The 12,659-nt window shown below is 42.5% G+C and carries 16 protein-coding genes; 15 read left to right on the forward strand and 1 reads right to left on the reverse strand.

Translation table 11 applies throughout. The features are described 5' to 3' along the window. Window positions 1–20: 20 nt before the first annotated feature. A complete protein-coding gene (sufD, locus tag BM375_RS12630; protein ID WP_244525898.1) occupies window positions 21–1,325 on the forward strand; it encodes a Fe-S cluster assembly protein SufD in 1,305 nt (434 codons plus the stop codon). A 66-nt stretch (window positions 1,326–1,391) separates the two neighbouring features. Here sufD and BM375_RS12635 read toward each other — a convergent pair whose 3' ends face one another. Beyond that, entirely contained in the window at window positions 1,392–2,363 is a 972-nt protein-coding gene (locus BM375_RS12635; protein ID WP_093366550.1) for an energy transducer TonB, read from the reverse strand. Window positions 2,364–2,545: 182 nt separating this feature from the next. Between BM375_RS12635 and BM375_RS12640 the strand changes: the two genes are divergently transcribed. The 14 genes from BM375_RS12640 to BM375_RS12710 all read left to right on the forward strand — a co-directional run bounded on the left by BM375_RS12640 (window position 2,546) and on the right by BM375_RS12710 (window position 12,655). After that, window positions 2,546–2,980, forward strand: coding sequence for a hypothetical protein (locus tag BM375_RS12640; protein ID WP_093366551.1), 435 nt, complete (start codon window positions 2,546–2,548; stop codon window positions 2,978–2,980). Between the two features lie 74 nt (window positions 2,981–3,054). Then, on the forward strand, window positions 3,055–4,029 hold the full coding sequence (locus tag BM375_RS12645) for an AraC family transcriptional regulator (protein ID WP_093366553.1): 975 nt from the start codon (window positions 3,055–3,057) through the stop codon (window positions 4,027–4,029). 503 nt (window positions 4,030–4,532) lie between these two features. Beyond that, window positions 4,533–5,147: a fibronectin type III domain-containing protein gene (locus tag BM375_RS12655; protein ID WP_093366556.1), complete on the forward strand. Its 615-nt coding sequence runs from the start codon at window positions 4,533–4,535 to the stop codon at window positions 5,145–5,147. Between the two features lie 131 nt (window positions 5,148–5,278). Then, the gene (locus tag BM375_RS12660; RefSeq protein ID WP_139227593.1) at window positions 5,279–5,986 is read left to right on the forward strand and encodes a hypothetical protein; all 708 of its coding nucleotides are present in this window, start codon (window positions 5,279–5,281) and stop codon (window positions 5,984–5,986) included. 104 nt (window positions 5,987–6,090) lie between these two features. Next, window positions 6,091–6,696, forward strand: coding sequence for a hypothetical protein (locus tag BM375_RS12665; RefSeq protein WP_093366559.1), 606 nt, complete (start codon window positions 6,091–6,093; stop codon window positions 6,694–6,696). Between the two features lies 1 nt (window position 6,697). Then, window positions 6,698–6,955 carry a phosphopantetheine-binding protein gene (locus tag BM375_RS12670; RefSeq protein WP_093366560.1) on the forward strand — a complete coding sequence of 86 codons (258 nt, stop codon included), beginning with the start codon at window positions 6,698–6,700 and terminating at the stop codon, window positions 6,953–6,955. A gap of 3 nt (window positions 6,956–6,958) precedes the next feature. After that, window positions 6,959–8,155 (forward strand): beta-ketoacyl-[acyl-carrier-protein] synthase family protein, encoded by a 1,197-nt coding sequence (locus BM375_RS12675; protein ID WP_093366562.1) that lies wholly within the window; start codon window positions 6,959–6,961, stop codon window positions 8,153–8,155. Continuing rightward, window positions 8,152–9,210, forward strand: coding sequence for a beta-ketoacyl synthase N-terminal-like domain-containing protein (locus BM375_RS12680; RefSeq protein ID WP_093366563.1), 1,059 nt, complete (start codon window positions 8,152–8,154; stop codon window positions 9,208–9,210). The genes BM375_RS12675 and BM375_RS12680 overlap by 4 nt, the downstream gene beginning before the upstream one ends. Continuing rightward, complete coding sequence (locus BM375_RS12685; protein WP_093366565.1) at window positions 9,204–9,980, forward strand: polysaccharide deacetylase family protein; 777 nt, start codon at window positions 9,204–9,206, stop codon at window positions 9,978–9,980. Before BM375_RS12680 ends, BM375_RS12685 begins: the two co-directional genes overlap by 7 nt. Continuing rightward, window positions 9,970–10,629, forward strand: a complete 660-nt coding sequence (locus BM375_RS12690; protein WP_170852663.1) for a flexirubin biosynthesis/transport protein LolA2 — start codon at window positions 9,970–9,972, stop codon at window positions 10,627–10,629. Before BM375_RS12685 ends, BM375_RS12690 begins: the two co-directional genes overlap by 11 nt. After that, window positions 10,607–11,230 (forward strand): flexirubin biosynthesis protein LolB2, encoded by a 624-nt coding sequence (locus tag BM375_RS12695; protein ID WP_093366568.1) that lies wholly within the window; start codon window positions 10,607–10,609, stop codon window positions 11,228–11,230. The genes BM375_RS12690 and BM375_RS12695 overlap by 23 nt, the downstream gene beginning before the upstream one ends. An 84-nt stretch (window positions 11,231–11,314) precedes the next feature. Further along, window positions 11,315–11,650, forward strand: coding sequence for a GIY-YIG nuclease family protein (locus tag BM375_RS12700; RefSeq protein WP_093366571.1), 336 nt, complete (start codon window positions 11,315–11,317; stop codon window positions 11,648–11,650). A 151-nt stretch (window positions 11,651–11,801) separates the two neighbouring features. Then, window positions 11,802–12,170, forward strand: coding sequence for an ApeI family dehydratase (locus BM375_RS12705; protein ID WP_093366572.1), 369 nt, complete (start codon window positions 11,802–11,804; stop codon window positions 12,168–12,170). Continuing rightward, window positions 12,167–12,655, forward strand: coding sequence for a hypothetical protein (locus BM375_RS12710; RefSeq protein ID WP_093366574.1), 489 nt, complete (start codon window positions 12,167–12,169; stop codon window positions 12,653–12,655). The genes BM375_RS12705 and BM375_RS12710 overlap by 4 nt, the downstream gene beginning before the upstream one ends. Window positions 12,656–12,659 lie beyond the last annotated feature (4 nt).

A 12,659-nucleotide genomic window follows, 5' to 3' on the forward strand; every position in this document is an offset into this window, starting at 1 on the left:
GCAGATTGACAAAAAATAACATGAGTACAATAGTAGAAGATACCTTATATCAACAGTTGGTTTCTACCTTCCAGGAGTTAGAGACTGTTCAGGAACCAGCAGACTTGACCGAGCGTCGTCGTCAGGCTTTTGAACGGTTTCAACAAGAAGGCTTTCCAACGGTTAAGCATGAAGAGTGGAAATATACCAATTTGCACCCTCTTACCAATACCCCGTATGTCCTTAATGCCGATGTGAACGTGGACGATATTGATGTGAGCAAAGCTGACATCCCAGGTCTTGACGCGCATCGCATTGTGTTGGTGAACGGACAGTATGTATTGGCTTTCTCTTCGTTGGAAGATGAAATCGGCCTGACGGTAAAACCGATTGAAGAAGCTCATGCTGAGGAAGGTTTTCAAAAGCATTATGCAGCGTATGCCGATAAGTCGGACAATATCCTTGTGCAACTTAATACCGCGCTGCAGACATCGGGACTTTATATCCATGTAGCACCAAATAAAGCTGTTTCAAAACCTCTGCATATTATCCATGTGGCAACGGGTGACCAACCTTTCTTTGCACAGACGCGTAATCTTATCGTAGCGGAACACCATGCTGAGGTAGAGATTGTAGAGTCTTTCATCACATTGGATGCTGCTGCAAAAAACCTGAACAATAAGGTTTCAGAGATTGTTTTGGCAGAAGGTGCAAAAGTACAGCATTATTATATCCAAGTAGCGGATGCAGCAAGTAACTATTTGCAACATACTGAAGTGTACCAGGAGCAATATAGCTTGTATAACAACTATAACTGCAACTTACCAGGGGCATCTTTTGTGCGCAACAACATCAATGTGCGTTTAGATGCCGAAAATGTGGAGTCGCACCTGTATGGTATCAATCTAACATCCGATAAGCAATTCGTGGATAACCATACGATTGTTGACCATTTGAAACCCCACTGTGAATCCTATGAGTGGTACAAAAACATTCCACAGGATGAATCTACAGCAGTGTTCAACGGTAAAATCTTTGTTCGCGAAGATGCACAGAAAACAAATGCTTTCCAGCAGAACAACAACATGTTGATTGGCGACAAGGCCTCCGTCTATACGAAGCCACAGTTGGAAATCTTCGCTGACGACGTGAAATGTTCGCATGGATGTACCATGGGTCAGTTTGACGACGAAGCGCTGTTCTACCTGCGTTCACGTGGTATCGGCGAAGAATCAGCAAGAGTACTATTGGTACATGCCTTTGCTTTCGATGTGACCACCCGCTTCTCCAATGAAGCTGTTCGTGCGTATGTGGAAGGATTAATTGCAGAAGGTTTAGAAAAATAGCGAATTAGTTTTCCATTTTATATAGTAAGAAGCGCCTGGTATTATGTCAGGCGCTTTTTTTTATGACTAATGTATGCTTAACGAGATAGGAAGGGTATAGCTGACACGGACAGGAACTCCGCGGATAATGCCCGGTGACCATTTTCCCGAGCCTCTCAACGCATCGATGGCAGCCCTGCCAGTCCCATGTCCGAGGTCTTTCTGGATAACGATATCTCGCATCTTTCCATCTTTGTCTATTACAAAGGTAAGGATAACCTTGCCTGATACATTTGCGGCTATTGCTTCTTTAGGATACTTATAGTTATTGAGTACTGTTCTACGGAAAGTGTTGATTCCTTTGGGATATTCTGGGGAAACTTCAAAAGTGGTGGAGTCGTAAGGAGTCTTGATTCCGTCTTCATCGGTAGAAATTCCGGAAATAAGCTTTCCGTCCTGATAGTTTTCGGTGAATGTATATTTGTCATCTAAGAACCAACCACCCCATTCTCCTTCACGCTTATGGTTTACATAGTTTCCGTATTCGCGGGCGTGTGTGTTGCTCAATTCCGCATAACCATTGCCATTTTTGAGCGTGATAGCCCCCGTAGAGTCGCAATGTACAAGAAATAAGGGGGAATCTATCTTTAGTTTTCCTTCCGTATCTAATGAAGAAGGATAATAAAAGGCCGTATGCAAGATCCCACTCTCATAGAACTGATAAGCGGTATCGATCAATAGCCCATCATCAGAATATTTTTCTCGGGATAGGACATTTCCGTTTTCGTACATTTCGTATTTCTCCCCCACGAATTGACGGGCATCAGTGTCCTTATATGTTCCTTTGAGTTTTAGCTCGTTAGTGGATATATAGTATTCTTCGACAACAGGCTTCTGTCCTTCTTCTACAGGATAGAGAAATATTCGATAGTAGTGTGCCTCTTCTTGCTTCTGTGTCTGTTTGCCGTCCTTTGTGTAGAATGTCGTGAATTGAATTTGCGAAAAAGCATGTTGAGAAAGTAGCAACAGTGCAAACGAAATAAATAGGTTTTTCATCATTTAAGTACAATGTTATATCTGCCCTAAAATACGGATTGTTCTGTTCTCTCGCAAAGATGAATAATGGTAATGCCAATTAATTATCTAAAAAAAATATGCTGCTTTGGGATAATATTTTCCAGTTATGGGAATTTAAAATTTGAGTATATTTATATCTGTTAATTATAAACAAAATACTACATATGGCTAAGGAACTACTTATTATATCTATGTTTTCCTTGTTTACACTATCTGGAAAAGCTCAAAGCAATGATAAAGAATTGATTCAGCAATTTCTAAATTGTCTTGCTCAAGACACCTTGGATGTACGGGCATGTTCAGCCTTAGTGTGCTCTGAGCTTTTTGAAAATGTGGAGAAGTTGGAAGAAAGTTTGAATGTCCTGCACAAAAAACACAAGCCACATTGGGATTCTGGTGCTATAAGTATAGAAAAGCTTGATGAGAAACGACTCACGCAGTTAGAAATAGCTCCTGAAATTATAGAAAAAGAGGAAAGGGGTACTATGTATGAAGTAAATATGTATCCCCACTTGAGGTGGACATTGACTGTGAAGGCGCAAAAGATCACTTGGTTGATGGCCTTTGATACAACACATAATTTCACCATCTATTTGTAAACTAAAGCATACCTATACTTGCCCCATTTTTCTTAAATACCTATCTTTATAAGACTTGCCAACGCTAAAGACCTATGGATAAAACCCTGTATTTTGACTTTGGAACAAGTGATCTAGCTTCATCTGCCGTCGTGCAGGGAGGCTACCTGTCCTTTTTGCCACCATCTAACCATTACAAGTGTGCAGATAACCTACAGTACAGCTATTTTGAATTAGAGCATGTCGTACTTTTAGAGATTAGAGGCACAGCTCCAGATCTGGGCATACGGCTCAACTTGCTTAATGCGCATATTGGTATGTGGCAATTGTATCAATTTCTGAATCACACCGAAATCTTTCTGCCCCATAGCATGTTGCTGACAGACAACCGGGGAATGACCTTAGCTTCCAGAGCCACAAAAGTACCCTTGCGGATGCAAGCAGGTAAACAGTGGGTGCTGTGCATAGGTTATAAGCAGGAGATCATGCCCCTGCTGATGGAGGAGTATGGTAACAGCTTGCAAGACCTTCATCTACACATAGCAGATGAGAACTCGTTTCACTATCGGGATGTAGATTTTGCTATAGGGCATCGCTTTAGGGAGGTTTTTGAACAGTTACAGAAGATAGAGTATAAACCGTTCAGTGGAAGGGCAGAACTGGGGATTATCCTGTCGAAGCTATTGTCCCTGTATTGCCAGCAGTTTCAACCCCATAGTCAGTCCTACCTGAGTATTTACCATAGGGCATTGGAGTATATTCGCGAACATGCAGAAGAGAAAATCACTAGACAGCAGATTGCAGATGCTCTTTGTATAAGTACACGTACATTAAATCGTGCATTTGAAGGCAGACCTTTTAAGATAGCCGAGTATATACAACAGGTTAAACTGAATAAAGCCCGAGAAATATTGTTTACGGAAACAAAAAGTGTCGATACTGTGGCAGGGCAGCTTCATTACACAGATAGATACCACTTTAGCAAAGTGTTTAAGAAACATCTTGTTCACACGCCCCAACAGGTTAAGACTCTTAGAGTATCTTACGAGAAATCGCAAAAGAAATCGTAGAAGTCTATAGGTAAATATTAGGAAACCTTATGGGAATGTCGATTTCCCCATGGCCTTTGTGTCTAATCCCTGGGGAATAGAGCTGTTACCTTCGGGTTTTATCCTTTTCTATAGGGGAAATGAAGCATTGCCTATGGAAAAGAAGATAAAGCTGTTGGGAAGTCTGTTGTTTCCCAAGGGACTTGTGTTTTTCTCCTGCTTGTTTTTTGTGAATCCCAAGGATTTTGAGATGAATCCCGAGGGAAAATTGCCAAATACCAAGGGGAATTTCATAAAACCCAAGGGAAATGACTCATTTTTCATGAAAAATAAGAAATAGCCTTGAAGCCTTTGTAGGTAAGGGCTGGGGAGAGGAGAGCAAAAAAAATGTGGTAAAATCGTGCCAGAATTTTCGGGGAAAGGTCACAAAAGTGGCACGCTTTTTTTCGTTTTCAGCCTATAGCCCATTCTATATTTGTCATAGTAAATATTATTAATTATAAACACTTTAAATTTTATTTGTTATGGCAAAGACCACATTACAAACAAAAAACAAAAACGAAGACGGGTACGTTAAATTCGTTGAAAACATTCTGGTAAAGCTTACAGAGAACGTGGCTATATTTCCAGAACCGGATCCCAGCATTGCGGATTTACAAATTGCTTTTGATGGGTTCAAGCGAGCACAGGCAGATGCTACTTATCGGGACATGCGTCTGGTGAAGATTAAAAACCAACAGTTTGCCCAGTTGAAACAAATGGTTTATGAGCTATCGCTGTATGTAGAAAAAGTTGCTAAAGGTGATCCTACCCTTATTCTTGCTGCCGGTTTTATGCCGTCGAAGTTAGGGATGCCTATAGGCCCTGCTCCGAAGCCATTAACGCTGCGCGCCAATTTAAAGACCGGTCACAGAGGGATGATGCAACTGCAGGTCAACACTTGGAAAGGGGCGCTGATGTACCGATTTGAATACCGCAAAAAGAGTAGTACGGATGATTGGGTACATGTGCTGAGCGCTAAGTCCAAAGTGTTACTGACGGGTTTGGAATCGATGCAGGAATATGAATTCCGTGTCGCCTATCTGGGGCGTGATCCTATGGTGACTTACAGCGATGTGCTGACAGCACCGGTGTTCTAAAATTTGAGTTTAGTAATTAAAATGGCTATCCTTGTATAAATAGGACTAATTGCCTGTTAAAAACGAGGATAGCCATGCATTATTCGCTATGGAGAACATGTAATCACTGTGGCGAATTTATAAAAAAACTGATGATGAAAACAGTTGTTAAAAACCACCCCTTAAAGGATATTATCCTTGAATTTGATGAAAGTAAAAAGCCATTAGCGATTGAGACGGCTGCATTGGAGTTGTATTATGAGGCGCACGATGTTGTATATGCCATCAAACAGCGTGCAGACCAAATGCGTCTTGATCTATTGCGTGGACAAACGGAAGTCGAAGAACTGTATATGGAAGCGCTCCTCTTGTTGCAGGAATTGGAGATCATCGAGGAATCGCTGAATATATCTACAGGTCCCGAAGTAGAAATCGACGGTGAGTTGACCATCGAGGTTACGGAATTCTTTTTCTCAGTCGAAAAACATAATAAGAAGATGCAGGATATACACGGGCTTATAGACGATCTGAGTAACAGACATAATGAAAGCTTGGATATCGTTTTTCAGGAGGGACACGATGATTATCACCCGGTCCATGAGAAATATTTTTCATTATTTGACGAAGTCTACCCTCGGTATGAGGAAGTCTCGGTCAATATTGTCACCTTGGATGAAGATGAAGATTACTTCAAACAAATATATGGCAAGGTAGACGATGTGTTTCAGGACAATTTTGATATAGGGACAGCGCTCTTCGAACGGTACAATCAGCTCTATGAATTTACAAAAGATTTATACCAACGAACGGAACGAGCCAGTGTTGCCCTTAACCAGTTTCTAAAAGGCAAAGGGCTATAAGCAGTAGGCGGTAAGCATAAAGCCTACTGCTTATAGCTTATAGCCAATTCATAATAAAAACACCAATTTTAATAGTATTCTGTATTTTTGTAAACAACAACGCTATGCACACCACTTCCTTCATAACCAAAATAGTTCACCTCCATGACGCATCGATCAAGGTGGGTGGCCAAGTCGTGTACGAAGGGGAGAAGGATGAGCCATTCGCTATTTTTGCCAAGCAAGCTTTCAAATATCTGGAAGTGGATTATCCGAAATTTTATAAGATGGATGCATTGAGCAAGATGGCGTTTCTCGGCGCGGAGTATATCTTGCAGAGCGAAGAAAAAGAAGGCCTGGCTTTGGTGCTGGCTAATCGCTCTGGCAGTCTGGATACGGATGTAAGACATCAACAAAGCATACAGGATACAGCTAATATTTTTCCCAGTCCCGCTACTTTCGTGTACACGCTGTCCAATATCTGTTTAGGCGAGATTAGCATACGGCATCAATTGCAGACTGAAAATGCTTTCTTCGTTTTTGAAGAATATCCTGCCGATTTTATGCAGAAATATGCGGACTATCTTTTGGTTTCGGCCAAGGCGAAACGTGTGCTGTGTGGCTGGGTAGAATATTTTCAAGAAAAATACCGTGCGGTTTTGTATCTTGTTGACCAAAATGGGCAAAAGCCGCATACAACAGAAAATATAAACGAATTATTTGAATCATAAAATGGCAGAGTTAAAAGAAGAACTGAAGGGTAAGATTATTGAAGTCCTTAACTTGGAGGATGTAGCTGTCGAAGATATCCAAGACGATGATGCTTTATTTGGCGATGGCTTAGGATTAGACTCTATCGATGCTTTGGAGCTTATCGTGTTGATGGATAAAGAGTATGGCATTAAGCTATCAGATCCCAAACAAGGAAAATCTATTTTTCAGTCTGTACAAACCATGGCCGATTATATAGCCGCTAACCGTACAAAATAAATCATGCCGTCTGGGGTCGCCATAACGGGAATGGGTATTATCTCTTCTATAGGACAGTCCGTAGAGGAGAACTGGCACTCTCTGGTCAGGGAGAAGCATGGAATTTCCCGTGTGGAAAACTTCACAACAACCCATGTGGATGACATTATGGTCGGGGAGATTAAGCTAACCAACGAGGAGCTTATCTATAGGTTGGGTTTGCCTGAGACCAATACTTTTACCCGTACTGCACTTTTGGGACTATGTGCGGCTAAAGAAGCGGTGGATCAGGCAGGTATCTTGGATATGCAGACATATCGCACAGGATTGATTTCCTCCACCAGTGTAGGAGGAATGGATTTCACGGAACGTTATTTTTACGACTACCTTACCGAGCCTGCTCTACAGCGCTACATTACCTCCCACGATGCTGGAGATTCCACCCACAAGATTGCAGACTATTTGGGCTTACAGGGCTTTGTGACGACCATTAGCACGGCTTGCTCATCGGCCGCTAATGCCATCATGATGGGAGCACGCTTAATCCAATCAGGTAGGTTGGATAGGGTTATCGTTGGTGGAGCGGATGCTTTAAGCAAATTTACTATCAATGGTTTCAAGACCTTGATGATTCTTTCTGACGGACTGTGTCAACCTTTTGACCAACACCGCAAGGGATTGAACTTAGGTGAAGCCGCTGCTTATCTGGTATTGGAATCAGCAGAGGTTGTCCAAAAAGAGAATAAAAAGGTGTTGGCTTATCTCGCTGGCTATGGGAATGCGAATGATGCGTTTCATCAAACAGCCTCTTCGGAAGACGGAGAGGGAGCATTCTTGGCCATGCAAAAAGCGCTAAAGGTCGCAGGGCTGCAGGCCACTGATATTGATTATGTCAATGTCCATGGTACAGCTACACCCAATAACGATTTGTCAGAGGGGCGTGCCCTGATCCGTATCTTTGGAAATCAGATGCCACCTTTCAGTTCCACTAAGGCCTTTACAGGGCATACCTTGGCAGCCGCAGCGGCTATCGAAGCAGTGTATAGCATTCTGGCTTTGCAACGTGAAACGGCGTTTGCGAACCTCAATTTTGAAACACCGATGGAGGAGTTTGTGCTGATTCCAGAAACAGAAACCAAGCTAACACCTATCCGTAAGGTGCTGTCCAATTCCTTTGGGTTTGGTGGCAATTGTTCAACTTTGATTTTCTCTGAATCGTGAAGAAGACAGCATATATAAATGGTATCGGGGCCGTTACAGCCCAAGGTGTATGGAGCGAGCGTTTATTGGCAGACGCTACGGAACTTCAACAGTCGATAGCGCCTGTACAGCACCCTTCGTACAAGGAGATGATTTCACCTGCTATGGTGCGTCGGATGTCGAACGGTATCAAGATGGGGATATACGCTTCGCAACAGGCATTGGATGAGGCAGAGATAGCCATGCCCGATGCGATTGTTGCCGGAACAGGATTGGGCTGTTTGGAGGATTCAGAAAAATTCTTGCGCAATGTTCTCGATAACGATGAACAATTTTTGACGCCAACGGCATTTATTCAGTCTACCCACAATACCGTTGCATCGCAGATAGCCCTACGACTACAATGTAAAGCCTATAATTTTACTTATGTGCATCGTTCGGTCTCGTTTGAATCTGCTTTGCTGGACGCTTTGTTACAGCTGCAATCGGGCAAGGCTACGCATATTCTGGCAGGGGCAAGTGATGAAATTTCGGACCACACATATAGTTTACTGCAACAAATAGGCTACATTAAACAAGACGGTATACAAGAAAGTGTAAAGAATAGCACATCCGTAGGGGTAAATTATAGTGAAGGGGCCGTTTTCTTCGGATTGAGTACGAATAAAATGGCGCATACCTATGCCGAAATTGTAGATGTCCGTATACAGAATGACGTGAACCAAGTGCAATTGAAGGACTTTGTGGCTCTTTTTCTGCAGGAAAATAATGTCGCTATTGAGGAAGTGGATGCTTTGATTCTGGGAATTAATGGCGATATAGAATCAGACCAATATTATACGCATCTCTTAGCTGATTTTGATGCGGTTCCTACGGTATATTACAAACACCTGATAGGGCAGTTCGATAGTAGTTCGGCCTTTGGTTTGGCGGTGGCTTCGCAACTCCTCAAACATCAGGAACTGCCAAAGCAACTGTTTTGGCAAGAGCAGGAAAGGAAAAATTTCCGTTATGTGTTGCTCTATAACCAATTTAAAGGTAAGGACCATTCTCTTGTTCTTCTGCGGGCATGTTGAGGCATAGATGGATAAGCTATTTCTTTATCGCAATAAACTTTATTGCTTTATTGCTTTTCCTTTTTTTTCATTATTCCATTTGGTGGTTTGTACTGACGGTAGGACTAGGTCTCGGGATAACCGCTTGGGGAGCCTTTGATATCCGTTTGGGCTACTTTACAGACACCTTCTACCGGAGAAAGCACAGTCGGGGCAAGGTCATTGCATTAACCTTTGACGACGGACCCACACATTATACGGAACAGATTCTCGATTTATTGCAACGCTATCAGGCATCTGCTACCTTCTTTTGTATCGGGAAGCAGGTGGAGAAGTTTCCAGAGCTGGCCAAGCGATTGGTCCATGAGGGACACACCATCGGCAACCATACCTTTTCACACAGCCCTTGGATGGGCTTCTATAAGGCAGATAAAGTGTTGGTGGAACTGCAGGAGGCGGATAGCGTGATTGAAGCAGTAACGGGCAAGCGGGTAAAATTTTTCCGCCCGCCCTATGGTGTCACTAATCCTTCCATAGCAAAGGCAGTCAAACTAACGAGACATCAGGTTATCGGATGGAGCAACAGGTCTTTGGATACGATTATCATGGATGAAGACAAACTTTATAACCGTGTGGTCCGTAAGTTGAGATCTGGGGATATTGTGCTGTTCCACGACACTTCGCAACGTACGGTCAAGGTGTTGGAAAGACTGTTGCCCTATCTTCAAGAGGAGGGTTACGGCTTGGTAACTGTGGATGATTTATTAACTTTGCATGCATATGAAAGCTAATTTGGGATATAGGATAGTGAAGAATTGGGTAAAGCTTATGTTGTTGGCTGTTTGCTTGTTGCCGTTGGCGGGATGGGCACAGATGAAGGCCATGTCGGCACAGGAAGTACAAGCTTTTCAGCAGGCATTGAAACAGCTGGCTACGGTAAAGACGCTTTCTGCAGATTTTGTACAGTATAAGCACCTAAGCTTTATGAAAAAGCCTGTGGAGTCATCGGGCAAGCTCTTCATTGTACAGCCTGACCGCCTAAGTTGGTCTTATACGGCGCCGTTCAACTATAAGATGGTGTTCAAAGATAACAAGATCTTCATCAATGATGAGGGGAAGAAACGCAGTATGGATTTGGGAAATAGCAAGCAATTTGAAAAGATAAGTAAGTTGGTGACCAACAGTATGCAAGGTGGGCGATACGATGAGAAGGAGTTTGCCGTAGCCTATTTTAAGGATGGGGGAAATGATGTTGTCCGTCTAACGCCAAAGCTATCGGAAGCTAAAAAATACATTCAGGAAATAGTACTCCGGTTTTCATCAACCAACCGTCAGGTGCAGGAAGTGAAATTGGTGGAACCTTCCAAAGATTATACACGTTTTGTTTTAAAGAATACGCAAATAAACAAGCAGATTCATGATTCGGTTTTTGACTATTAGTCTACTTCTAACACTTTTATTAACCTCCTGTGGAACGTACAAATACCCCACATCTTCAGGCATCCGTAGCATTGCCCCGAAAGAGGTGAATACCTATTATGCAGATACTGCTCAGGCCTATGTATACCGGACGCGCTTAACAGCTTTTCAGAAGGAAATCAACGGTAATCTGGTCGTTAAATCCATTAGTCCCGAGACACATCGTTTGGCCTTGTTGAGCGACTTCGGTCAGACGCTTTTCGATATTTCAGTGTTTTCGGATACCTATGTTGTGCATTATGCCATGGCGGATTTGAACAAAAAGAAAGTAGTGAAGGAAGTGGCCTCTCTTTTCCGTTTGCTAACGTCTCGTCGTTTTGCTACCGAAGCCTTGATTTTTCCTACGCAGCAATACTTTCCTGTGTATGTGGCCAATGGCGATTATTATACCTATGAGGAGCGTAATCTTGTAGAGATTAAGCATGTGAAAGGGAGTAAAGAGCGTTTTTCTGTTCGTTTTTCCGATGTGCAGGATGCATTGCCACAGCAGATTGATATTAAGCATAAACGTTACCCCTTAAGCCTCTCCCTACAATTGGATAGCGCGCAGTCGGAGTTGTAATGTTGGTCTTCGACAAGCTCAGCCTTTGCTAATGTCATACTGAGCTTGTCGAAGTATAGCATTAGCAAAGAAAACAGATGTTTTATGAAGACCTATCATGTTTATATTGTAGAATGTGCTGACAGTTCTTATTACACGGGAATTACCAATGATTTGGACAGAAGATTGGATGAGCACAATAATGGGATAGACGTCAAATCGTACACTTATAAAAGAATACCTGTAAAATTGGTCTTTAGTACAGAGTTTCATGATGTTAATCAGGCTATTGCTTTTGAGAAACAGGTCAAAGGATGGAGTAGAAAAAAGAAAGAGGCAATAATTAATGATGAATGGGAGAAGTTGCCCGAATTATCACAGAACCGTTGCCATTCCAATAATAAAGGTCGTTCGGCTGACTCTTCGACAAGCTCAGAGTGACAGCCTTTTTTGCGGAGGTGAGATTGGTTCCTCGGTAGGATTTTTATGCCTTGCCACGCTCAGTGTGACAGCCTTGTTTTCTAATGCCTTACTGAGCCTGTCGACGTATAACATTAGAGAAGTATAAAAAAGTTTTTTAACTTTAAACCGTATGTTATTGAAAGATTTTTACACGCTAAAGGATTTTGAAAAAGCTTCCGAAACGAAATATGTCGCTCATATTTTGTTGAATAAACAGCATGCCATTTTCCAAGGGCATTTTCCAGGGAATCCCGTTACGCCAGGGGTGTGCATGATGCAAATCATCAAAAACCTGACTGAGCAGGTTGTGGAGCAACAACTTTTTCTCAGCAAATCTTCTAACGTGAAATTCATGGCCCTTATCAATCCCGAAGAAAATCCAGATTTGCGCTTAGAACTGGATATTGTGCAGGATGACGGTCAATATAAAGTGAAAAATGTAACGACTTTTGGGGATACGGTAGCTTTGAAGCTTACCAATGTATATAGACGGAAATGATGAAAGCTTTACTTTTATTATGGGTAGGTGTCTTTGTGGGATGGGCAATCGATATCGACACTGTACGCCAACAATTTGAACAAGCAAAATCGTCCAAGGAGGCAACGGAATCCTTGTACAAAAGCTTATCTACCTATACAAAAGACGACCCCTTGCTATTGGCATACAAAGGGGCTTCTTTGACTTTGAAGGCACGCTTTTTAGCGGATAGAGGAGATAAAAAGAAAATGGTCGCCGAAGGAATCAAGACTATTGAGGCTGCTGTGGTTGCATCTCCCAAGCAGGTGGAAATCCGATTGGTACGCCTTGCGGTGCAGGAGAATTCGCCTAAAATCCTAAAATATAAAATGAACATGGCGGAGGACAAGCAGATGATTTTGACTAATTTTGCAGGACAGCCGAAGGCCGTGCAGTCCTTGATTAAGCGCTATGCGCAGCAGTCTGCTGTTTTTACGGATGCTGAACGTAAGCAATTAGGGGGATAGAAAT

This window comes from Sphingobacterium wenxiniae (assembly GCF_900116225.1).
Lineage (GTDB): Bacteria > Bacteroidota > Bacteroidia > Sphingobacteriales > Sphingobacteriaceae > Sphingobacterium > Sphingobacterium wenxiniae.

What these genes read in the sequence shown, in the direction of transcription:
- sufD (WP_244525898.1), top strand. Translation starts at nt 21, where the DNA reads ATGAGTACAATAGTAGAAGATACCTTATATCAACAGTTGGTTTCTACC.
- BM375_RS12635 (WP_093366550.1), bottom strand. Translation starts at nt 2,363, where the DNA reads ATGATGAAAAACCTATTTATTTCGTTTGCACTGTTGCTACTTTCTCAA.
- BM375_RS12640 (WP_093366551.1), top strand. Translation starts at nt 2,546, where the DNA reads ATGGCTAAGGAACTACTTATTATATCTATGTTTTCCTTGTTTACACTA.
- BM375_RS12645 (WP_093366553.1), top strand. Translation starts at nt 3,055, where the DNA reads ATGGATAAAACCCTGTATTTTGACTTTGGAACAAGTGATCTAGCTTCA.
- BM375_RS12655 (WP_093366556.1), top strand. Translation starts at nt 4,533, where the DNA reads ATGGCAAAGACCACATTACAAACAAAAAACAAAAACGAAGACGGGTAC.
- BM375_RS12660 (WP_139227593.1), top strand. Translation starts at nt 5,279, where the DNA reads ATGATGAAAACAGTTGTTAAAAACCACCCCTTAAAGGATATTATCCTT.
- BM375_RS12665 (WP_093366559.1), top strand. Translation starts at nt 6,091, where the DNA reads ATGCACACCACTTCCTTCATAACCAAAATAGTTCACCTCCATGACGCA.
- BM375_RS12670 (WP_093366560.1), top strand. Translation starts at nt 6,698, where the DNA reads ATGGCAGAGTTAAAAGAAGAACTGAAGGGTAAGATTATTGAAGTCCTT.
- BM375_RS12675 (WP_093366562.1), top strand. Translation starts at nt 6,959, where the DNA reads ATGCCGTCTGGGGTCGCCATAACGGGAATGGGTATTATCTCTTCTATA.
- BM375_RS12685 (WP_093366565.1), top strand. Translation starts at nt 9,204, where the DNA reads ATGTTGAGGCATAGATGGATAAGCTATTTCTTTATCGCAATAAACTTT.
- BM375_RS12690 (WP_170852663.1), top strand. Translation starts at nt 9,970, where the DNA reads ATGAAAGCTAATTTGGGATATAGGATAGTGAAGAATTGGGTAAAGCTT.
- BM375_RS12695 (WP_093366568.1), top strand. Translation starts at nt 10,607, where the DNA reads ATGATTCGGTTTTTGACTATTAGTCTACTTCTAACACTTTTATTAACC.
- BM375_RS12700 (WP_093366571.1), top strand. Translation starts at nt 11,315, where the DNA reads ATGAAGACCTATCATGTTTATATTGTAGAATGTGCTGACAGTTCTTAT.
- BM375_RS12705 (WP_093366572.1), top strand. Translation starts at nt 11,802, where the DNA reads ATGTTATTGAAAGATTTTTACACGCTAAAGGATTTTGAAAAAGCTTCC.
- BM375_RS12710 (WP_093366574.1), top strand. Translation starts at nt 12,167, where the DNA reads ATGATGAAAGCTTTACTTTTATTATGGGTAGGTGTCTTTGTGGGATGG.